Here is a 21,434-nt window from a genome sequence, read left to right as displayed (position 1 = left end):
GCGCGGCCTACAATACGCGCCTGCCCGATGCGCCGGAAGGTACGGATGTTGATCGATTCCTTTTTTCACGCCGCGACGAACACGTGGTCGCACGTCGCCGCCGCCGGCGACGGCGCGAGCGCCGCGATCGTCGACCCGGTGCTCGACTTCGACCCGGTTTCGGGCCGCGTATCGGCCGAGTCGGCCGCCGCGATCCTGGCCTGCGTGCACGCGCACGGGCTCAAGGTCGACTGGATACTCGAAACGCATGCGCACGCCGACCACCTGAGCGCGGCCGACTGGCTCAGGCGCCGTCTCGCCGCCGACGGCGCCGCGCCGCGGGTCGCGATCGGCGCCGGCATCGTCGACGTGCAGCGCGAGTTCAAGCGCCGCTTCGGCCTCGGCGACGACTTCCGCGCCGACGGTTCGGATTTCGACCGTCTGCTGCGCGACGGCGACGTGCTGCCGCTCGGCGACCTGTCGATCGAGGTCGTTGCCACGCCCGGCCACACGAGCGACGGCGTCAGCTATCGCATCGGCGATGCGGTGTTCGTCGGCGACACGCTGTTTTCGCCGGCCGCCGGCACGGGGCGCTGCGATTTTCCCGGCGGCAGCGCGCAGGCGCTGTATCGCTCGGTGCAGCGCCTGTATGCGCTGCCGGCCGACACGCGCGTCTTTCTGTGCCACGACTACCCGCCGCAGGACGCCGAACCGCGCAGCGTCGTACCGCTGGTCGAACAGCGCAGCGGCAACGCGCAGTTGCGCCGCGACACGGCCGAAGCCGACTTCGTCGCGCGCCGCACGCAGCGCGACGCCACGCTGTCGCTGCCGCGGCTGTTCCACTGGGCGCTGCAGGTGAACATCCGCGCCGGCCGGCTGCCGGCGCCGAACGACGAAGGCGTCGCGTACCTGCGGCTGCCGTTGTCGAACGCGGCCGACGATCAGGCATGATGCGCCGCGAAGAACTCTCGGAGTCGACGATGTTGCGCAAGCTGACGTTCGCCGCCGCCGCGTGCGCCCTCGCCGCGCCGGCGCTGGCCTGGGGGCCGCTCGGCCATCGTACGGTCGCCGGTCTCGCCGACCGGCAGTTGAGCGACGCCGCGCGCGCCGAAGTGCAGGCGCTGCTCAAGCCCGACAACGAGCGCACGCTCGTCGACGTCGCGACCTGGGCCGACGACCTGCGCGATACCGACCCGGGTCTGTACCGGCAGACGAGCCGGCAGCACTACGTCAACTTCCGCGACGACCAGTGCCGCTACGACGCCTCGCGCGACTGCCGCGGCGGCGAATGCGTCGTCGGCGCTTTGGAAAAGTACACCGCGATCCTGGCCGACCGGTCGAACTCGCGCGCCGAACGCGCCGACGCGCTGCGATTCGTCGTGCACTTCGTCGGCGACGTGCACCAGCCGCTGCACGCGAGCTTCAAGCCCGACAAGGGCGGCAACACCGTGCAGGTGCGCTACGGGCGGCAGAACTGGAATCTGCACGGCGTGTGGGACGGGCTGCTGCTCAATTCCACGCATTTGTCGTGGCCGAAATATGTGAATCGGCTGTCCGGCGGACGCGACGCCGAGCGCGGCGGCACGCCGGAACGGTGGGCCGAGGAGTCGTGCGCGATCGTGCGCGACGGCGACATCTACCCGGCCGGCAACAAGATCGACGACGCGTATCTCGAGCGCGAGCGGCCGGTCGCCGAGCAGCGCCTGCGCGCGGCCGGTGCCCGGCTCGCGGCGTTACTCAACAAAACCTTGCGGTAGAACGCATAAAGCATGATCGGAACCGTCGCTGCGCTGTGCTAGGTTACGAGGCTTCAAACGACAGTGACGACCATGCAGACGCGCCGCACGAAGATCATCGCAACGCTGGGCCCGGCCACCGACGCGCCGGGCATGTTGAAACGCATCGTCGAGGAAGGCGTCGACGTCGTGCGGCTGAACCTGTCGCACGGCACCGCGGCCGATCACCGCAAGCGTGCCGAAGACGTGCGCCAGGTCGCCGAGGAACTCGGCCGCGAAGTCGGCATTCTTGCCGATTTGCAAGGTCCAAAAATCCGCATCGAGAAATTTGCCGCCGGCCGCGTCGTGCTCGAACCGGGCGATCCGTTCGTGCTCGAGTGCCGCGCGGACGCGCCGCCGGGCGATGCGTCTCGCGTCGGCGTGAGCTATCTGGGCCTGCCGCGCGACGTCGTGCCGGGCGACACGCTGCTGCTCGACGACGGCCTGATCGCGCTGTCGGTGCTCGACGTGATCGACGCCGAAGTGCGCTGCCAGGTGCTGGTCGGCGGCGCGCTGTCCGACCGCAAGGGCCTGAACCGCCTCGGCGGCGGCCTGTCGATCGCGGCGCTGTCGGACAAGGACCGCGCCGACATCCGCCTCGCCGCCGACCTCAACGCCGACTTTCTCGCCGTATCTTTCGCCAAGTCCGCCGACGACATGCACGAGGCGCGGCGCCTGTTGCGCGCGGCAGCCGGGCAGGGCGCGCTCGTGGCGAAGATCGAACGCGCCGAGGCGATCGACGTGCTCGGCGAAATTATCGACGCGTCGGACGCGGTGATGGTCGCGCGCGGCGACCTGGGCGTCGAAATCGGCGACGCCGAACTGCCGGGCCTGCAGAAGAAGATCATCCGCGAAGCGCTCGCGCGCAACCGCATCGTCATCACCGCGACGCAGATGCTGCAGTCGATGGTCGAGTCGCCGATTCCCACGCGCGCCGAGGTGCTCGACGTCGCGAACGCCGTGATCGACGGCACCGACGCGGTGATGCTGAGCCAGGAAAGCGCGGCCGGCCGGCATCCGGACAAGGCCGTCGCCGCGATGCGCCGCGTCTGTCTCGGCGCCGAGCGCCAGTTCGAACCGATGGAAGGCTGGCAGCCCGGCTCGCACCGCATCGACCGCACCGACCAGGCCATCGCGATGTCGGCGATGTTCCTGTCCTCGCAGGTCAATCCGCGCGCGATCGTCGCGCTGACCGAATCGGGCGCGACCGCGCAGTGGCTCAGCCGCTACCGCTCGGCCGTGCCGATCTACGCGCTGTCGCGCAGCGCGCCGTCGCGGCGGCGCATGCAGCTGTACCGCGACGTGTATCCGATCGAGTTCGACCCGCGCGGCGTCGACCCCGCGCACGCGACGAAGGCCGCGGTGCAGCACCTGTTCAACCTCGGCCGGCTCGCCGAAAACGACCGCGTCATCATCACGACCGGCGACCACACCGGCCGGCTCGGCGGCACGAATACGCTCAAGCTCCTGCGCGTCGGCGCCGGCGGCGTCGCGGAGGGGCTGGGCGACCTGTAGAGAAATGTTCACCTGGCGGGCGCCGCGACGTTCCGTTGAGTTCACGCTCAGGGGAACCGTCATGAAAACGTCGCTCTATACCGTGCTTTGTCTCGTCGTGCGCGGCTTCGCGCTGTCGTTCGCGATCGGGCTGCTGCTCACGCTGCCCGGCGTGCTCGGCGCGGCGCAGGGCGCGCCCGACGCGACGACGAAGCTGTACGTGCTGATCTATCTCGGCGTCTGCGCGGTCGGCGTCTTCGTACTGTGGCTCTATCCCGGCGTCGTCGCGCGGCTCGCATCGACGCGCGCCGCGCACGAGCCGTTCGAATCGTCGGTCGACGCGATCGATCTGCAGCGCATCGCGTACGCCGTGGTCGGCGCGTGGTTCGCGCTGAGCGCGATCGGCACGCTCGCGTGGACCGTGCTGCGCATCGCGATGGCGCAGCGCCTGAGCGCGAGCTACGGCGGGACGCCCGACTACGGCTGGGATGCGGTGGTCGGCCCTGCCGTGACGTTCATGGCGGGCATCGCGCTGGCGCTCGGCAGCGGCGGACTGGCGCGCCTGACGCGCGCGGCGCGCTACGCGAGGCCGGCGCCGAAGCCGGCGGACGACGCGGGCTAGGCCTTGTTGGCGGTCCGACGCGGGGCGATGATCGGGCATCCGACACGTAAGTCCAAGGGATCGCCATGTTTCGTCATCGTTCTACCGGGTTTCGCGCGCGCGGCGCCGTCGCGGCGACGCTCGCCGCGCTCGCGACGGCCGCGGCCGCGCAGTCGCCGCCGCGCGAAGTGTCGACGACCGAGCTTGCGAAGTACTGGCTCGTCGCGAGCGCGTCGCCGACGGCCGACGCGCCGCACAACGGCAAGGGTCTCGACCAGCCGACCTGCGCCGCGCTGCGCTACGTCATCCGCGCCGACGGCACGACGAGCGACATCGTGCTCGAAAAGCTCGTGCCCGAGAGCGCGCTCGGTACGGTCGCGGTCAGCTTCGTCAAGAGCCTGCGCTACGCGCCGGGGCCGTCGAACAAGTCGCTCAATCCCGTGTCGACGCGGCTCGTGCTGCCGCTGAACCTGCCGCCGCTCAAGGGCGACGAGGCGCAGCGCGCGCAGATCCAGGCGCGGCGCAGCGCGGTGGTCGCCGCGTGCGCGCCGGATGTCGTCAAGCCCGCGGTGGCGGCGCCCGTGGCACCGAAACCCGCCGCCGACAAACGTTGACGACGCTGCGTCGCGTAGTGGCTTAGTGGAACTTTCCGGTGCCGCCGGTATTCTGCACGGCGGCAACCATCGCGAAGGAATCGAAAAAGATGCGCTATGCCATGATCGGACTGATGCTCTGCGCGAGCGCCGCCGCCGCCGCGAACGACGAGGTGCAGGTCGTCGACGAGAAGAACCTGTCGACGCTGTGGGTGCTCGATACCAAGCGGTCGCCGCCGCCGAAGTATCCGGTGCAGTTGCTGCGCGCGCGCATCGGCGGCTGCGTCGCGGTCGCGACGCTGATCGAATCGGACGGCCGCGTGACGACGCGCGGTTCGCTGCTGACGCAGTCGAACGCGACCAGCGACCAGCAGCGCGAGCAGCTGGAAAAAGCCGCCGTCGATGCGGCCGCGGCGTTGCGCTACGACCCCGCGCCGGCGAACGCCGCGCGCAAGCCGACGCTGACGTATTTCACGGTCGGCTACGCGATGCACGACGCAGGCCGGCCGCCCGATGTCGATGCGGTCAAGGCGCGGTGCGCGATCGCCGATTTTGCGGCGACGGTCACGGCGAAGCTCGACCGCGCGCCGACCCGTTGACCAGGACGGGTTCCTTCATGGTTTCATAGCGGCGTCGGGTCGCAACGCAAACCATTCAGGGGAACATCGATGTTCGACTATCAAGGCCGGCGCCTGCCGGCCCGGGCGCTCGCGTGCGCGGGAGTGCTCGTGCTTTTCGCCGCGACGGCGGCGGCCAAGGACGATCCGGCGGCGCTCAAGCCGGGGCAGGGCCTGCTGCTCGTCGCGATCGAAAACAGTGCCGCGGCGTGGTCAGTGCGCATCGACGGCGACGGCGGCGACCATGTGGTCAAGGATCTGGTTTCCGGCCGCAATACGCGGCTTTTGAAACTGCCGGCCGGCACGTACCGCTATTCGCGCGCCGACCGTTCCGACGACATGCGCTTTTCGATGGATCGCCCGGACAATCGCGCCCGCTTCACGTTCACGGTGGAACCTGGCGTCGTCAACTATCCCGGCGAACTCGTCCTGCGCATGCTGTCGCCGCACCGCATCTCCGGCGGCCGCTTCAACCGCGCGGCGTTCGCCATGGCGATGTTCGATCGCGACGCGCCGGGCGCGCGTTCGCGTCTGCCGTGGCGTACCGATGCCGGCGCGCCCGATCCGTTTCCGGAGTTCCTCGCGTCGAAGGTGGATGCGGCCGGCATGGCGCGCCTCGTCGAATCGTCCGGCGCCGACGCGCGGCAGACGCGCGAAGCCGCGCTTGCGCCCGATTTCGCCGCGGCGTTCAAGGATCTTTTCGTGCCGCAGACCGCCGCAATGTGGCCGCAGATTTCGCCGGGCGGCGATTTCGTCGCGTACAAGGAAGTGCGGCCGAACCAGGAAACCGCGGTCGTCGTCGACCTCGCCAGCGGCGAAAGCGTCAAGATCATGACCGTGGCGGGCGTCGTCGAATCGGTGCTGTGGACCGGCGACCGCAGCCTGATCGTGGGCTTCCGCAAGACGCTCACGGGCATCCTCGCGCAGTCGCCGGGCAAGAAATCGTTCAAGCCCTCGGATGCGGCCTCCGGCATCGAACTGGTGCGCCTGCGCGACGGCGCGCTGCGCGATGACGCGCTCGAACGCGTGCGCTGGCCGGACGTCACCGTCGTCGACGCGCTGCCGGACGATCCCGAACGCTTCATCGTGATGCGCGCGGACGAGGACGGCGCGCGGCACCTGTTCGCGCTCGACAAGCGCGCATCGGGCTACAACCCGCTCGACTTCCGGCCCGGACGCCGGCTCGACGGCGACTGGAAGGACAAGACGCTGCTGCGCGGCTTCGTCGACGGCAAGGGCGCCGTGCGCGCCGCGATCGTGCTCGACGATCCGAAGACCGGCACGCTCGCGCTGATGCGCCGCGACGGCGACGCGTGGACCAAGCTGCGCGAGTTGACCGAAGTCGACCTCTACGATCCGGTTGCGCTGAGCTTCGACGGCGCGTCGCTGCTCGTGCGCACCGACGAAGGGCGCGACCAGACCGACATCGTGCGCATTCCGCTCGACGGCAGCGCCGAGGACACCGTGCTGTCGGTGCCCGGCGTCAACATCGTCGCCGCGACGATACGCACACGCGACCGCGCGCTGCTCGGCGGCTACGTCTACCGCGCCGGTACCGCGCGCCTGCACTACGCCGAGGGCGACGCGGGCGTGCCCAAGGCGCTCGCCGCGAGCTTTCCCGACGCGCACGTCGCGGTCGTCGATGCGAGCCGCGACGGCCGCCGCACGATACTCGACGTACACGCCGAGGACGCGCCGAACGCCTACTATCTGTACGATGCTACAAAGCGCAAAGTGGAAAAATTGTTCGACGTGCGCGAGCCGTTCGTGCGCGCCAAGCCCGCCAGGTCGGTCGCGCTGGCGCCGTCCGGCACCGACGGCCGTCCGCTCGACGCCTACCTGACGCTGCCGGCCGGCGCCGGCCCGTTTCCGCTCGTGGTGATGCCTAACGCGGCCGGCGAGCGCTACGCGTTCGATCCGACGCTGCAATTGTTCGTGCACCATGGTTTTGCGGTGCTGCGCGTCGGCAATCGCGCTGGCGCCGACGTCGACCTCGCACTCGACGCCGCGCTCGCCAAGCATCCGATCGACGCGCGCCGCGTCGCGCTGTTCGGAGTCGCCGGCGGCGGCCACGCGGCGCTGATGCGGCTTGCGAGTTCGCCCCAGCGCTACCGCTGCGGCGTGACGGTTTCGGCGATCACCGACCTGCCGCTGATGTTCAGCGCCAGCGTCTGGAACGCACGGCCGGCCGCGGTGGCGCGCATGAAGCGCCTCGTCGGCGACCCCGCGAGCGACCTTGATCTGCTGCGCGCGAACTCGCCGGTCTATCAGTTCGAGAAGCTGACGCAGCCGCTGCTGATCGTGCACGGCACCGAGGATATGTCGGTGCCGTTCGAGCACGCGTGGCGCCTGCGCAGCCTGCTGGCGAACGCGGGCCGGCCGCCGGGCTGGCTGCCGCTGCCGGACGCGGACGAAACGCTGTCGCAGCCGGCCGACCGGCTCGCGCTGCACGCGGCGAGCGACCGGTTTCTGCGCGAATGCCTCACCGCGCCGGCCGCGACCGGGGGCAACGCCACGCCTTCTGGCCTATAATCGGCGGTCTCGCGGCCGGCCGCGGCGCTGCGCGACCGCGGCGAAGAATTCATCCACGGAGTCCTCCATGAGCATCGAACAGCTGGAAAGCATTGCCCAGGCAATGGTCGCCCCGGGCAAGGGCATCATCGCGATCGACGAGTCGAACACCACGATCAAGAAGCGTTTCGACGGCGTCGGCATCGAGTGCACCGAAGATACGCGCCGCGCCTACCGCGAAATGCTGCTGACCACGCCGAACCTGTCCGATCACATCGCCGGCGCGATCCTGTACGACGAAACGCTGCGCCAGTCGACGCGCGCCGGCGTGCCGTTCACGAAGGTCATGCTCGACAACGGCATCCTGCCGGGCATCAAGGTCGACAAGGGTCCGCACCCGCTGGCCGGGTTCCCGGGCGAGCTCGTCACCGAGGGCCTCGACGGCCTGCGCGAGCGCCTGCAGGAATACGCCAGGCTCGGCGCGAAGTTCGCCAAGTGGCGCGCGGTCATCACGATCGGCGACGACATGCCGAGCTCGACCTGCATCGAGGCGAACTGCCACGCGCTCGCGCGCTACGCCGCGCTGTGCCAGGAATCGGGCATCGTGCCGATGGTCGAGCCCGAAGTGCTGATGGACGGCAGCCACGATCTTGAAGTGTGCTACGACGTCACCGAAGTCACGCTCCGTTCGCTGTTCGCGTCGCTGTACGAGCAGAACGTCATGCTCGAAGGCACGATCCTGAAGGCCAGCATGGTCGTGTCCGGCAAGGACTGCCCGGAGCAGGCGAGCGTCGACGAAGTCGCCGAAGCGACGATCCGCTGCCTGAAGGCCAGCGTGCCGGCGTCGCTGCCGGGCATCGTGTTCCTGTCGGGCGGCCAGTCGGACGAAGCGGCGACCGCGCACCTCAACGCCATGAACCAGATGGGCCCGCATCCATGGCCGCTGTCGTTCTCGTACGGCCGCGCGATGCAGTCCGCGGCGCTCAAGCTGTGGTCGAAGGATATGGACAAGCACTTCGGCGATGCGCAGAAAACCGTCGCGCAGCGCGCGCGCGAGAACGGCCTGGCCGCGCTCGGCCAGTGGAAGAAGTCGGCGTAACGCTCGCGGCGTCCGCTCGCGGATGAGAAAAAGCCGGCGCGAGCCGGCTTTTTTCATGGAGGCGATCGGCGCGGCGATCAAACGCGCGCCGAGAGCGCCGCCCGGTACGCGCGCAGCGCGGTCGCGCCGAAGCAGCAGAACACGATACGCCTCAGCGAGCCCGGCTCGAGCGATGCGGCGTATGCCTCGTCGACGGCGATCTGCGTCGCCTGGTCGAGCGGATAGCCGAACACGCCGCAGCTGATCGCGGGAAACGCGACGCTTGCGAAGCCGTGCTCGCGCGCGCGATCGAGGCTGCGCCGATAGCACGATGCGAGCAGCGCCGGTTCGCCCTTGTCGCCGCCGTACCAGATCGGGCCGACCGTGTGGATGACGTGGCGTGCCGGCAGGCGGTGGCCGCCGGTGACGAGCGCCTCGCCGGTCGGCAGCCGCACGTGCGGTCGGATCATCGGCAGCGCGCGGCATTCGTCCATGAGGCCCGCGCCGGCCGCGCGGTGAATCGCGCCGTCGACGCCGCCGCCGCCGGCGAGCGCCTCGTTCGCGGCGTTGACGATCGCGTCGACCGCGAGCGTCGTGATGTCGGCTTCGATCGCTTCGATGACCAGGTGCATTCGGCGTCCTCCCCCGTAACTACTCGTAGTCGCATCCGGCGACGTCGCGCCATGGTGCGCCCGGTCGCCCGGCCGCGACTACGACGATCGTCTACCTAATTTTTGAACTCGCCGGTATTGATAAATAGCTGCCTAGGCAATAATGTATGCGGCAGCCATGAATACTCCCGATCCCCGATCCAGCTTCGTCTACCCGCTGATCGACATCACGCGCCTGATGCGCAAGCACTTCGACCGCCGCGCCGAGCCGCTGGGCTTGACGCGCGCGCAGTGGCGCTGCCTCAAGGCCGTATGGCGCCAGCCCGGCATCACGCAGAAAGCCGTCGCCGAACTCCTTGAAATGGAACCGATTCCGGTCGGCCGCACGATCGACCGGCTCGAACAGGCCGGCTTCGTCGAGCGCCGCGCCGATCCGAACGACCGCCGCGTCTGGCGCCTGCACACGACCGACAAGGCCGGCGGCGTCATCGACGACATGGAGACGATCGGCGGCGCTTTGCGCGACGAGGCGCTGGCTGGCGTCGGCGTCGACGAACTCGCGCAGTGCGTGGCCGTGCTCGACCGCATCAAGCAGAACCTCGTCGCCCTCGACGAAACGAATCCGAAGAACAACCCCGAGAAACGCCATGACCGAGAAGACGCAAAATCCCGCGAGCGCCGCGCCGGCCGCCGCCAAGCCGCGCTCGAACAAGCTCTTATGGATCGCCGGCCCCGCCGCTGTGCTCGGCGTCGCCGGCTACTTCTACTTTTTCGGTGGTCGCTACGTATCGACCGACAACGCCTATGTTCAGGCCGACCACGTGACGATTTCGTCGCAGGTGGCAGGTCGCGTCGTCGACGTGCTCGTGCGCGAAAACCAGGCCGTGAAGGCCGGCGACGTGCTGATTCGCATCGATGCCGAACCGCTGCAGATCGCCGCCGACCGCCTGCAGGCGCAGCTCGAATCGGTGCAGAGCCTGCTCGACGGCGCCCGCAGCGGCTATCGCGGCGCGCAGGCCGACCTGCGCTCGGCCGAAGCCGATCTTGCGCACTCGCAGCAGCAGCTGTCGCGCGTTCGCGACCTGCGTGCACGCGGCCTCGTCGCGCAGCAGGCGCTCGACGACGCCGAAAACGCCGTCGCCAGCGCGCGCGGCAAGCGCGACTCCGACGCGGCCGCCGTATCCAAGGCGCAGTCGATGCTCGGCGGCCTGCCCGATTCGGCGAACGAAACGCTGCCGGGCTACAAGCTCGCCAGGGCGCAGCTCGCGCAGGCGAAGCTCGACCTGGAGCACGCCACCGTGCGCGCGCCGGTCGACGGCGTGATCGGCAAGACCGACTTGCGCCCGGGCGAATTCCTCACCGTCGGCCAGCCGGCGATGCCGCTGATCGCGAACGGACAGCTGTGGGTCGACGCGAACTTCAAGGAAACCGACCTGACCCACGTCAGCGTCGGCCAGGAGGCGACGATCTCGGTCGATACGTATCCGGGGCGCGCGTGGAAGGCGAAGGTGTCGTCGATCAGTCCGGCGTCGGGCGCCGAGTTTTCGGTGCTGCCGGCGCAGAACGCGACCGGCAACTGGGTCAAGATCGTGCAGCGTATTCCGGTGCGCCTCGTGATCGAACCCGCCGCCGGCGCGCCGACGCTGCGCCCGGGCATGAGCGCCGAAGTGGAAATCGATACCGGTGCGCAGAACGCGCGCTACAGCCGGATGTTCGGCACGAAGCCGGCCGAGGCGCAGGTGGCGGCGGTGCGGTGATCGATCGTAGCAACACGTAGAGAGCCGTCATCCCAGCGAAAGCTGGGATCCAGCCTTTGATTTTCACTGCCCGAAAGCTGGATCCCAGCTTTCGCTGGGATGACGAGCAAAGGCACGAAAGCCGTCGCCAGGCACTTTCCGGGGCGACGCGCCGAGAGCAGAGCCATGACCGCCGTAGCCACCCACCGCCAAGTCTCCAACCTCCCGTTGCTCGTCTTCTCGGTGATGCTCGCCACGATGATGCAGGTCATCGACACGACCATCGCGAACGTCGCGCTGCCGGACATGCAAGGTTCGTTGTCGGCGACGCAGGACCAGATTTCCTGGGTGCTGACCTCCTATATCGTCGCCGCTGCCATCGCGACGCCGGCCACCGGCTGGCTCGCCGCGAAGTTCGGCCGCCGCCGCCTGCTCGCGTTCGCGATCGGCGGCTTCACCGTCGCCTCGGTGCTGTGCGGCATCGCGACCGACATCGGCCAGATGGTCGCGTTCCGCGTGCTGCAGGGCCTGTTCGGCGCCTCGCTCGTGCCGATTTCGCAGTCGACGCTGCTCGACGTGTTTCCGCGCGAGAAGCACGGCGCCGCGATGGCGATGTGGGGCATGGGCGTCATGGTCGGTCCGATCCTCGGGCCGCCGCTCGGCGGCTGGCTGACCGACCAGTACAGCTGGCACTGGGTGTTCCTGATCAACGTGCCGGTCGGCATCGTCGCGCTGATCGGCGTGCTCTCGAGCATGCCGGCCGACGACACGCGCGCGTTCCGCTTCGACTGGCGCGGCTTCGTCTTCCTCGCCGCCGGCATCGGCGCGCTGCAGCTGTTCCTCGATCGCGGCGAACAGAAGGACTGGTTCGGTTCCGTCGAAATCCAGGTCGAAGCGGCCATCGCCGCGCTCGGCTTCTATCTCTATTGGGTGCACTGGCGCACCGCCGAGCGGCCGTTCCTCGACCTCGGACTGTTCAGGGATCGCAGCTTCTTCGCCGGCAGCCTGTTCATCTTCGTGCTCGGCATCGTGCTGTTCGCCACGATGGCGCTCCTGCCGCCGTATCTGCAGAGCCTAATGGGTTATCCGGTCGTCACGACCGGCCTCCTGATGGCGCCGCGCGGCGTCGGCACGCTCGTGGCGATGGTGCTCGTCGGCCGGCTGATGGCCCGCGGCACCGATCCGCGCGCGCTGATCTTCACGGGGCTCGCGCTGACCGTCGTATCGTTGTGGCAAATGGCACATTTCAACGCCGACATGCCGGCGCAGCCGGTGATCGTCGCCGGCGTGATCCAGGGCCTCGGCCTCGGTCTCGTGTTCGTGCCGGTGTCGACGATCGCGTACGCGACGTTGCCGATGGCTTCGCGCACCGAGGCGGCCGGCATGTTCAGCCTGATGCGCAATATCGGCTCGAGCATCGGCATTTCGCTCGTCATGACAATTTTGTCACGCAGCACGCAGCTCAATCATGCCGAGCTCGCCAGCCGCATCACGCCGTTCGGCCACGAGCCGCTTCCGGCGGGCCTCGATATCGCGACGACGTCGGGCCTCGCCGCACTGAACGGCGAAATTTCCCGTCAGGCCAGCGCAATTGCCTTCCTCAATGACTTCTGGCTGATGATGATTCTCAGCGCAGCTGCGATACCTCTGCTGCTTTTGTTCAAGCGCACGCCTCGCGCCGCGGCTCCGGCGGTGCCCAGCGCGGATCACTGATCCGCCGGCGCGAACGTCCGAACGACAGCTGCGGGGCGTCACGCCCCGCTCATCCTGGCCCGGGACAATCCCGGGCTTCGCGCATTCAACGCGCCGCGCAAAGCGCGCGGCCCTTCACCTTGGTAAGGTTCGCGCAGGACGGCGCGGACGAGGAAGATTCGATGACCCGCAACCACCCGTTTCCGATGCCGGCATTGGCGCTGCTCCTGGCGCTCGCCGGCTGCGCCAAGAACGACGAGGCCGCCGTGCGCGCACCGCCGCCGCCGACGCCCGTCGTCGCGGCCGACGTCGCGACGCGCGAGTGGTCGGACGTCATCGAGGCGATCGGCACGGCGCAGGCGAACGAATCGATCACGCTGACCGCGAAGATCACCGAGACCGTACGTAAAATTAATTTTATAGACGGCCAGAAAGTGGACGCCGGCGACGTGCTGGTCGAACTGACGTCGAGCCAGCAGGCCGCGCAGCTCAAAGACGCGCTCGCGCTGTCCAAGGACGCCGACCGCCAGTACCAGCGCCAGCAGGATCTGGTCAAGCAGGGCACCGTGTCCAAGTCGCTGTTCGACACCGCGCAGGCGACGCGCGACTCGAACGCGGCGAAGGTCGACACGATCCGCGCGCAGCTCTCCGACCGCGTGATCGTCGCGCCGTTCTCGGGCGTGCTCGGTCTGCGCCGCGTCAGCGTAGGCACGCTCGTGACGCCGGGTACGGCGATCACGACGCTCGACGACGTCCACCTCGTCAAGCTCGACTTCGCGGTGCCGGAAACCGAACTCGCCTCGCTCAAGCCGGGCCTCGCGATTCGCGCGGCGACGCCGGCGTATCCGAACCGCCGTTTCGAGGGCAAGATCGACTCGCTCGATTCGCGCGTCGATCCGGTCACGCGCGCGATCACCGTGCGCGCGCTGATCGCGAACCCCGACGGCGAACTGCGCGCCGGCATGCTGCTCAACGTCGACGTGCTGTCGCGCGACCGACAGGCGCTGTCGGTGCCCGAACTCGCGCTCGTGCCGATCGGGCAGAAGCAATACGTATACAAAATAGAAAACGGCGACGTCGCGCGCCAGATCGAAGTGAAGGTCGGCACGCGCCGTGCCGGCGAAGTCGAAATCGTCGAAGGACTCGCCGCGGGCGACCGCGTCGTCGTCGAGGGAACCGTGAGCCTGCGCGACGGCGCGAAGGTCGCGGTGAGGTCCGGCGGAACCGGCGCCGCCGCCCAGACCGCGCGCAACTGAGGACGACGCCATGCTGCTGTCCGACATCTCGGTCAAACGGCCGGTCTTCGCGACCGTCATCAGCCTGCTGTTGTGCGTGCTCGGCCTCGTCGCCTTCACGAACCTGCCGCTGCGCGAACTGCCGGACATCGACACGCCGATCGTCTCCGTGCAGACGACGTATCGCGGCGCCGACGCGGCCGTCGTCGAGTCGCGCCTGACCAAGCCGCTCGAAGACGCCGTCAGCGGCATCGAAGGCATCCGCACGATCGCGTCGTCGAGCCGCACCGGGCAGTCGCAGATCTCGATCGAATTCGGCCTGTCGCGCGATATCGAAAGCGCCGCGAACGACGTGCGCGACGCGGTCAGCCGCGTCGTCGGCCGCCTGCCGGAAGAATCCGATCCGCCGCAGATCTTCAAGGTCGACTCGAACGGCGACGTCATCATCTGGTTCAACCTCGCCTCGTCGCGCATGAACCTGCGCGAGCTGACCGACTACGCCGAACGCTACGTGGTCGACCGGCTCTCGGCGGTCGACGGCGTCGCCAACGTCATCGTCGGCGGCGAACAGCGCTACGCGATGCGCCTGTGGATCGACCGCGAAGCGCTGGCGGCGCGCGGCCTGACGCTCGCCGACGTCGAAGACGCGCTGACGCGCGAGAACGTCGAGCTGCCGGCCGGCGCGATCAACTCGACGACGCGCGATTTCACCGTGCGCGTGATGCGCGGCTATTCCAAGCCGGAAGACTTCGAGCGCCTCGTGATCAAGAAAGGCGACGACGGGCATCAGGTGCGCGTCGGCGAAGTGGCGCGCGTGGAACTCGGCTCCGAAGAACCGCGCAACGACTATCGCGGCAACGGCCAGCTGCAGCTCGGTCTCGGCGTGGTCAAGACCTCGACCGCGAACGAACTCGAAGTGGTGCGCGGCGCCAAGGCCGCGGTCGAGCGCGTCAAGGAAACCCTGCCAGAAGGCACGCAGATCTTCGTGTCGTACGACGCGACCGTGTTCGTCGACACCGCGCTGAGCGAGGTCTACAAGACGCTGATCGAAGCGGTGCTGCTCGTGCTCGTGGTGATCTGGCTGTTCCTCGGCAGCGTGCGCGCGGCGCTGATTCCCGCCGTGACCGTGCCGGTGTGCGTGATCACGGCGTTCGCCGCGCTGTACATGTTCGGCTTCTCGATCAATCTTCTGACCCTGCTCGCGCTCGTGCTCGCGATCGGCCTCGTCGTCGACGACGCGATCGTCGTGCTCGAAAACTGCCAGCGGCGCGTCGACATGGGCGAGCCGCGGCTCGTCGCCTCGTATCGCGGCGCGCGGCAGGTCGGCTTCGCGGTGATCGCGACGACCGGCGTGCTTGTCGCGGTGTTCCTGCCGATCGGCTTCATGGGCGGCTATCTCGGGCGACTGTTCCGCGAGCTGTCGGTCGCGATCGCCGCGGCGGTCGCGATCTCGGGCCTCGTCGCGCTGACGCTCACGCCGATGATGTGCTCCAAGCTCCTCGTCAGCCACGAGCGCACGCGCGGCCTCACGCGCTGGCTCGACGACCGGTTCCAGCAGTTCCAGCGCCTGTACTCGGGCGTGCTCGACCGCGCCATCGGCCATCCGTGGGTCACCGTGCTCGTGATGATCGGCGCGATCGGCGCGATCGCGGCGCTCATGCGCGTGCTGCCGACCGAACTTGCGCCGAACGAGGATCGCGGCGTGTTCGTCGTGTCCGCGACCGGCCCGGAAGGCGCGAGCTTCGACTGGACGGTCGGCAAAGTGCGCGAAATGGAAAAACGCCTGATGAAGCTCGTCGACGAGGGCATCGTCCATCGCGTCAACACGCGCGTGCCGCAGGGCCGAGGCGGTTCGACGACGCAGACGTTCAACGTCGGCCAGGCGGTGGTGCTGCTGGCGCCGTGGGACCAGCGCTCGATCACGTCGCAGGAGCTCGTCGACCGGATCCGCAAGGATTTCTCCGACATCACCGGCGTGCGCATCTCGCCGAGCATGCGCCAGGGCCTCTCGCGCGGCGGCGGCCAGCCGCTGCAGTTCGTGCTGCAGGGCCCCGACTACGCGGAACTCGCGCAGTGGCGCGACAAGCTGCTCAAGCGCATGGAGGAAAACCCGCAGCTGTTCGCCGTCGACAGCGACTACAAGGAAACGCAGCCGCAGATCCGCGTCGACATCGACAAGACGCGCGCGGCCGATCTCGGCGTGTCGACGCAGGAAATCGGCCGCACGCTCGAAAGCTTCTTCGGCGGACGCCGCGTCACGACGTTCACCGTCGACGGCGAGGAATACGAAGTGATGGTGCAGGCCGACATCGAAGGCCGCCGCCAGCCGAACGATCTGACGAACCTCTACGTGCGATCGGCCACGACGCAGCAGCTCATTCCACTGGCGAACCTCGTGACGCTGTCGGACATGGCCGCGCCCGCGTCGCTCAACCGCTTCAACCGGCTGCGCTCGATCACGCTGTCGGCCGGCATCGCACCGGGCTATTCGCTCGGCGCGGGCCTCGCCTACGTGCAGCAGATCGCGCGCGAGGAACTGCCGGCGCAGGCGCAGAGCGATCTCAACGGCGATTCGCGCGACCTGCGCGAAACCGGCAGCACGGTCATGTTCACGTTCGCGATGGCGCTGATGATCGTATTCCTCGTGCTCGCCGCGCAGTTCGAAAGCTTCGTGCATCCGTTCGTGATCATGCTGACCGTGCCGCTCGCGGTGCTCGGCGCGCTGCTCGGGCTGTGGCTGTTCGGATCGACGCTGAACCTGTACAGCCAGATCGGCATCATCATGCTGATCGGTCTCGCCGCGAAGAACGGTATTCTCATTGTGGAGTTTGCCAATCAGCTGCGAGACCAGGGCCGCAGCATCGACGAGGCGATTCGCGAATCGGCCGCGGTGCGCCTGCGGCCGATCGTGATGACGTCGATCGCGACCGTGGTGGGCGCGCTGCCGTTGATGCTCGCCGACGGCGCCGGTTCGTCGAGCCGGCGTACGATCGGCGTCGTCGTCGTGTTCGGCGTCATGCTCTCGACCTTTCTGTCGTTGTTCGTGGTGCCGGCGATCTACCGCGTGCTCGCGCGCTACACGCGCTCGCCCGAAGCGGTGTCGCACGAGCTCGCCGAGCAGGACCGCAGCCATGCGGACGCGGACGGGACACAAGCAATATAAGTGCACATAATGCAGGCTACGGCCGAAGCCAGGGGATGGTTGAATGTCCGAGTTCGATTACAAACGGCGCCGACCGGGGCGCGGCGAACCTTTCACCGCCGCGCCGACGCGCGCGGTGCCGCCGTCGCAGCAGCGCCAGCAGGAAGTGCGCCTGTTCGGCCTGAACGCCTGCGTCGCGATGTTCAACGCGCGGCCCGAAGATCTGCGCAAGGTGTACCTCACCGAGCAGCGCATCAGCACGATGAAGGCCGTGCTCGCATGGTGCGTCAAGCAACGCATCGGCTATCGGCTGGTCGCCGACGTCGATCTCGCCAAGCTCACCGGCAGCCAGCACCACGAAGGCGTGTGTTTCGAAACGCGCCGCCGGCCGCTGCTGTCGCTCGCCGAACTGCTGGCCGATCAGCCGCCCGCGCCGGCAGCGAGCCTCCTGATCGTGTTCGACGGCGTCGGCAATCCGCACAACTTCGGCGCGGTACTGCGCAGCGCGGCGAACTTCGGCGCCGGCGGCGTTATCCTGACGGCCGACGCGGGCCTGAGTCTGTCGGGCGCGGCGTACCGCGTCGCCGAAGGCGGCGCCGAAGCGGTGCCGCTGGCCAAGCCGCAGTTCGGCGAAAACCTCGTCGCGATGCTGCGCGAAGCGGGCTACGGCGTCGCGGCGACGGTGCCGACGGGCGGCGAATCGGTATATGCCAAACCGTTGCCGGCGCGTCTGGCCATCGTGTTCGGCGCCGAGGGCTCGGGCATGAGCGACGCGCTGATCGCGGCATCGGACCGGCGCCTGACGATACCCGGCACCGGTCATGTGGAAAGTCTGAACATCGCCGCGAGCGCGGCGGTGCTGCTGGCGGAGCACTGGCGGTTGACGCGCGGTTGATTCCGGTCGGCTACCGTGCGGGCCAGCTTGCCTGATCGCGTGGCAGGTCGCCGCGCGGATCGATGACCTCGATGCGGTCGTCGGGGCGCAGCGCGTCGAGATACAAAACGAGATTGACGCCTTCCGACTTTTGCGACGGAAACAGGATGCCGCTGTGGCCGGCTGCGAGCACCTGATCGCAGAGATCCCATGTCGGCGGGTCGATTTCCTCGAGAAATGCGAGCGAGCGCCAGTTGCAGTCGATGTCTTGCCACAGCGGGTGCCAGACGCCGGGCGCATAGCCCGCGCGAAAGTCGACGACCGACGCAATGCGGGCGCGGTAGGCAACCAGCATGCAGGGCGGCATCAGCATTTCGTCCTGCTGGTATTCCGCGATCGCTGTCGCCTGGCCGAGCGCGAGGTACAACGCGTGCACGCCGGGCCGATTGAGGCGCCCGCCGTGCAGCGCGGCACCGGCGCCGCTGAGCGGCTGCGACGACCAGCGGGGCGTATGCGCGCGGAACAACGGCCATGACTCGTCGATGGCCGTGACGATCATCCGGACGCTCCGGTGCCGACGGATTCGATGTACTTGATGACGGCCTTCGCCTTGCCTTCCGCAACGAGTTCCATCGCCGTGCGATGGCCGAACTCCTTGATCGGATGATTGCGGAACCAGAACAACGCACGGTCGACGCTGCCGGTCAGTTCCTCGGCGGCCGACAATACCTTGACGACTTCGACCATCGCGTTCTGCAGCTTCGTCGACGATGGGGCGAGTTGGACGGTGTTGCGATGGACGCGTGCGAGCTGCGCGAGGTCCTGCGCGGGCAATTCAAGCGCTTCGGCGAGCCGTTCGGGGGAAAGCAGCGGCGAGTTCGGGGTTCGCAACGACTCGAGGAAACCCGGGAACGTATTGGAGTTGGTGGACGGTTGCATGCTCGCTCCGGCTTGAGTGCGGTCTCAAATTGTGCTGGATTTGTGATGAAAATATGCCCAAGATGGTCGCGAAGTCAAATCGGGTGTCTCGCGATGTTTATCAAGGACTGCGCGAACTCCTTCGAAGTCGGCAATGATCTTTGCGCCGATACTGCTGCTGTTCTGACGGCCTTGCAGGGATCCGAGCGCCTGCTTCGCATCGTGCATCAAGCGGGCGACGCCAACCGTTCTGCGGGAGCTGCGGTTTGTCGACTACGTGGTGCGCGCAGGAGATCGCATTCGATGGCATCGATCACGAATATCGCGCCCAACCGGAGTGGGTCACGCAGCGCCATTCGCACAAGATCGCTTATGTGCATATTTCGAGCAAAAAAGCACCAAAATCTCGGTTCTTCCCGTTGACCGCAAAATGGTCCGAGCTTCGTGGCGCGGCAAAAAGCGAGGGATTGGCGTGTCCTGTCGCGGAGCGGGCTGACACGCATTTGAGCGAACGGAACGTCGCCGAGCGCACGCCGTTGTCGCCATCTGCGGCACCGCCGGGTGATTCGTTGGAAACGGGCGACGAGCCGCTGGACGACCAGCACCCGGACGTTATCGGCGTCGTTGCGATGATGCACTTCGTCTCAAGGAAAGTTCGCGCCGTCGCGCGAGGCTTTTCTCTCGAAGCGATTGCGGCGCCGTCGGAAGAGTTGTGCTGGCCCAAGGTGCGGTCGATGACGATGACCGTTGCGGCCAACTATCCCGACCAAGCTCGCGATCTTGCGCGCCTGTGCGAAAGAGCGACCGAAGGTGTCGATCGATTCTTTACCCAAAGAAGCCGATACACCGTGGACGACGCGTACGCCACGCTTGTCGCGTTCGCAGACTATCTGGAAACGTTGCCCGATCTTCGCTCGGTGCGAGCCGGCTGATCGCGCCGACATTCCGCCGGCGACGGGAGCCGCCGGCAGATTCGTTTCGGAAGACCCTGGTCTCAGAAGACCCGATGCGTTGAGTGCGCCCGCGTGCTGGTGTCGGGGCGATCAGTGCTCGTCGTCCCCGCCCTGCTTGAACGCCCCCGGCGCCGACCCGAAATCGCCGTCCGCCTCGGCCGCGAGGTACGACCACGAAATATACACCGCCACATTTTGCGCAAGCTGCTTCGGATCGACCTTGTCGAGCGTGTCGTTTGCGGTGTGGTGGTAGTCGAAGTAGCGCGTGCCGTCGTTCGTCAGGCTCAGCGCCGCCATGCCTTCGGCGTGGATGGGGCTCAGGTCCGGACCGCCGTTGCCGCGGCCGTCGCCGCGTTCGACGCCGAGCGGCGCGAGCACCTGCATCATGCGGTCGATCGCCGGCAGCGATTCGGGCTTCACCGTCGCGTTGAGGCGCCAGATCCGGTCGGAGCCGAAATCCGATTCGCTGCCGAGCTGGTGTTTCGCGACGTCGGTCTTGTGCGCTTCCGCGTACGCCTTGCCGCCCCACAGGCCGGCTTCCTCGTTCGCGAACGCGACCACGCGGATCGTGCGCTTCGGCGGCGTCGGCAGCTTGCCGATCAGCGCGCCGGTGGCCATGCCGATCGCCACGCCGGCGCCATCGTCGATCGCGCCGGTGCCGAGATCCCACGAATCGAGATGGCCGCCCATCACGACGACTTCGTCGGGCTTTTCGCGGCCGGTGATTTCGCCGATCACGTTCGCGCCGGTGTAGTCGCCTTCGACGCCGCAGTCGAGCGCGAGCCTGAGCGTCACCGTCTGGCCGCGCTTGACGGCTGCGTCGATGATATCGGCGTCGGGCGCGGACACCGCGGCGGCCGGAATGCGCTTGCCGCCTTCCTTCCATTGCGTCACGCCGGTATGCGGCAGGCGGTTGTTGTCGGTGCCGGCCGAGCGCAGCACGAACGCGGCGGCGCCGAGTTCGGCGGCGATCGCGGGGCCGCGGCTGCGCACGCCCGAACCGATGCCGTAGTCGTGGCCGTCGCGGTGCGCCTGCATGCGCGCGCTGACGAAGACGATCTTGCCTTTGACGTCGGCGGCCTTCGCGGCCTTGAGCGCATCGAGCGAATCGAAATGCACGACCGGCGCGGTCAGGCCGCCCTTCGGCGTCGCGGTCGAATAGCCGAGCGCCGTGATCGCGAGCTTGTGCTCGAACGGCGCGACCATGCTCGCGCTCTCGCTGCGGCGCACCCACTTCGGATACGTCACGGGTTCGGTCCAGACCTTGTCGAAGCCGAGCGCCTTGAACTTCGCGATCGCCCATTCGCGCGCCTTCGCGTCGGCCGGACTGCCGGCGAGGCGCGGACCGATTTCGGTCGTCAGCGATTCGAGCAGCGTGTAGGCCGTATCGTCGGCGAGAGCCTGGTCGCGCAGCGCGATCGCCTGCTTCACCGCGGCGTCGGGAATGGTCGTGATCGTATCGGCGCCGGCCAGCGCGGGCAGCAGCGCGGCGACGACGAGCGACAGGGAACGTGGCGACATGGCTGGCTCCGGCAAAAGAGCTATCGTGCCAGAGCGTACCCGCAGGCGAGATAGGACGTTCGTCATGGGGCGCAGCGCTGCAACATCGGCGCGCGGCTCGCGCG

18 protein-coding genes and 1 pseudogene are annotated in these 21,434 nt (G+C 68.2%); 15 read left to right on the top strand and 4 right to left on the bottom strand.

Translation table 11 applies throughout. From position 1 onward, the window contains the following. Positions 1-45: 45 nt before the first annotated feature. The 8 genes from OD750_RS14045 to OD750_RS14010 all read left to right on the top strand — a co-directional run bounded on the left by OD750_RS14045 (position 46) and on the right by OD750_RS14010 (position 8,669). Positions 46-930 carry an MBL fold metallo-hydrolase gene (locus OD750_RS14045; RefSeq protein ID WP_263542352.1) on the top strand — a complete coding sequence of 295 codons (885 nt, stop codon included), beginning with the start codon at positions 46-48 and terminating at the stop codon, positions 928-930. After that, positions 927-1,736, top strand: coding sequence for a S1/P1 nuclease (locus OD750_RS14040; protein WP_263542351.1), 810 nt, complete (start codon positions 927-929; stop codon positions 1,734-1,736). The genes OD750_RS14045 and OD750_RS14040 overlap by 4 nt, the downstream gene beginning before the upstream one ends. A 72-nt stretch (positions 1,737-1,808) precedes the next feature. Next, positions 1,809-3,269: a pyruvate kinase gene (pyk, locus tag OD750_RS14035; RefSeq protein ID WP_263542350.1), complete on the top strand. Its 1,461-nt coding sequence runs from the start codon at positions 1,809-1,811 to the stop codon at positions 3,267-3,269. A 61-nt stretch (positions 3,270-3,330) separates the two neighbouring features. Then, positions 3,331-3,870 (top strand): hypothetical protein, encoded by a 540-nt coding sequence (locus OD750_RS14030; protein WP_263542349.1) that lies wholly within the window; start codon positions 3,331-3,333, stop codon positions 3,868-3,870. 65 nt (positions 3,871-3,935) lie between these two features. Beyond that, positions 3,936-4,463, top strand: a complete 528-nt coding sequence (locus OD750_RS14025) for a hypothetical protein (RefSeq protein WP_263542348.1) — start codon at positions 3,936-3,938, stop codon at positions 4,461-4,463. Between the two features lie 89 nt (positions 4,464-4,552). Beyond that, positions 4,553-5,041: an energy transducer TonB gene (locus tag OD750_RS14020; RefSeq protein WP_263542347.1), complete on the top strand. Its 489-nt coding sequence runs from the start codon at positions 4,553-4,555 to the stop codon at positions 5,039-5,041. Positions 5,042-5,110: 69 nt separating this feature from the next. After that, complete coding sequence (locus OD750_RS14015) at positions 5,111-7,591, top strand: S9 family peptidase (protein ID WP_263542346.1); 2,481 nt, start codon at positions 5,111-5,113, stop codon at positions 7,589-7,591. A gap of 67 nt (positions 7,592-7,658) precedes the next feature. Continuing rightward, positions 7,659-8,669, top strand: coding sequence for a class I fructose-bisphosphate aldolase (locus OD750_RS14010; protein ID WP_263542345.1), 1,011 nt, complete (start codon positions 7,659-7,661; stop codon positions 8,667-8,669). Positions 8,670-8,746: 77 nt separating this feature from the next. On the opposite strand, the gene OD750_RS14005 is transcribed toward OD750_RS14010, so the two are convergent. Further along, positions 8,747-9,274, bottom strand: a complete 528-nt coding sequence (locus tag OD750_RS14005) for an O-acetyl-ADP-ribose deacetylase (protein ID WP_263542431.1) — start codon at positions 9,272-9,274, stop codon at positions 8,747-8,749. 148 nt (positions 9,275-9,422) lie between these two features. Between OD750_RS14005 and OD750_RS27450 the strand changes: the two are divergent. From OD750_RS27450 to OD750_RS13975, 6 genes and pseudogenes are all read left to right on the top strand, one after another. Then, a pseudogene (locus OD750_RS27450) lies at positions 9,423-9,650 on the top strand (MarR family winged helix-turn-helix transcriptional regulator); the annotation flags it as partial. Positions 9,651-9,906: 256 nt separating this feature from the next. Then, positions 9,907-11,016: an HlyD family secretion protein gene (locus OD750_RS13995; RefSeq protein WP_263542344.1), complete on the top strand. Its 1,110-nt coding sequence runs from the start codon at positions 9,907-9,909 to the stop codon at positions 11,014-11,016. A gap of 165 nt (positions 11,017-11,181) precedes the next feature. Continuing rightward, a complete protein-coding gene (locus tag OD750_RS13990; RefSeq protein WP_263542343.1) occupies positions 11,182-12,708 on the top strand; it encodes an MDR family MFS transporter in 1,527 nt (508 codons plus the stop codon). Between the two features lie 161 nt (positions 12,709-12,869). Beyond that, positions 12,870-13,943 carry an efflux RND transporter periplasmic adaptor subunit gene (locus OD750_RS13985; RefSeq protein WP_263542342.1) on the top strand — a complete coding sequence of 358 codons (1,074 nt, stop codon included), beginning with the start codon at positions 12,870-12,872 and terminating at the stop codon, positions 13,941-13,943. Between the two features lie 10 nt (positions 13,944-13,953). Then, entirely contained in the window at positions 13,954-17,085 is a 3,132-nt protein-coding gene (locus OD750_RS13980; protein ID WP_263542341.1) for an efflux RND transporter permease subunit, read from the top strand. A gap of 43 nt (positions 17,086-17,128) precedes the next feature. Continuing rightward, positions 17,129-17,959, top strand: a complete 831-nt coding sequence (locus OD750_RS13975) for a TrmH family RNA methyltransferase (protein ID WP_263542340.1) — start codon at positions 17,129-17,131, stop codon at positions 17,957-17,959. 10 nt (positions 17,960-17,969) lie between these two features. Here OD750_RS13975 and OD750_RS13970 read toward each other — a convergent pair whose 3' ends face one another. Both OD750_RS13970 and OD750_RS13965 read right to left on the bottom strand, forming a co-directional pair. Continuing rightward, the gene (locus OD750_RS13970) at positions 17,970-18,497 is read right to left on the bottom strand and encodes an RES family NAD+ phosphorylase (RefSeq protein ID WP_263542339.1); all 528 of its coding nucleotides are present in this window, start codon (positions 18,495-18,497) and stop codon (positions 17,970-17,972) included. After that, a complete protein-coding gene (locus OD750_RS13965; RefSeq protein WP_263542338.1) occupies positions 18,494-18,877 on the bottom strand; it encodes an antitoxin Xre/MbcA/ParS toxin-binding domain-containing protein in 384 nt (127 codons plus the stop codon). Before OD750_RS13965 ends, OD750_RS13970 begins: the two co-directional genes overlap by 4 nt. Before the next feature lie 245 nt (positions 18,878-19,122). On the opposite strand from OD750_RS13965, the gene OD750_RS13960 reads away from it, so the two are divergent. Beyond that, complete coding sequence (locus tag OD750_RS13960; protein WP_263542337.1) at positions 19,123-19,788, top strand: hypothetical protein; 666 nt, start codon at positions 19,123-19,125, stop codon at positions 19,786-19,788. A gap of 111 nt (positions 19,789-19,899) precedes the next feature. On the opposite strand, the gene OD750_RS13955 is transcribed toward OD750_RS13960, so the two are convergent. Beyond that, positions 19,900-21,330, bottom strand: a complete 1,431-nt coding sequence (locus OD750_RS13955) for a M28 family peptidase (RefSeq protein WP_263542336.1) — start codon at positions 21,328-21,330, stop codon at positions 19,900-19,902. Between the last annotated feature and the right edge of the window lie 104 nt (positions 21,331-21,434).

Origin of the sequence: Tahibacter soli (assembly GCF_025717065.2) — a bacterium.
GTDB classification, from domain to species: domain Bacteria; phylum Pseudomonadota; class Gammaproteobacteria; order Xanthomonadales; family Rhodanobacteraceae; genus Tahibacter; species Tahibacter soli.
This window is presented reverse-complemented; position numbering and strand designations above follow the sequence as displayed.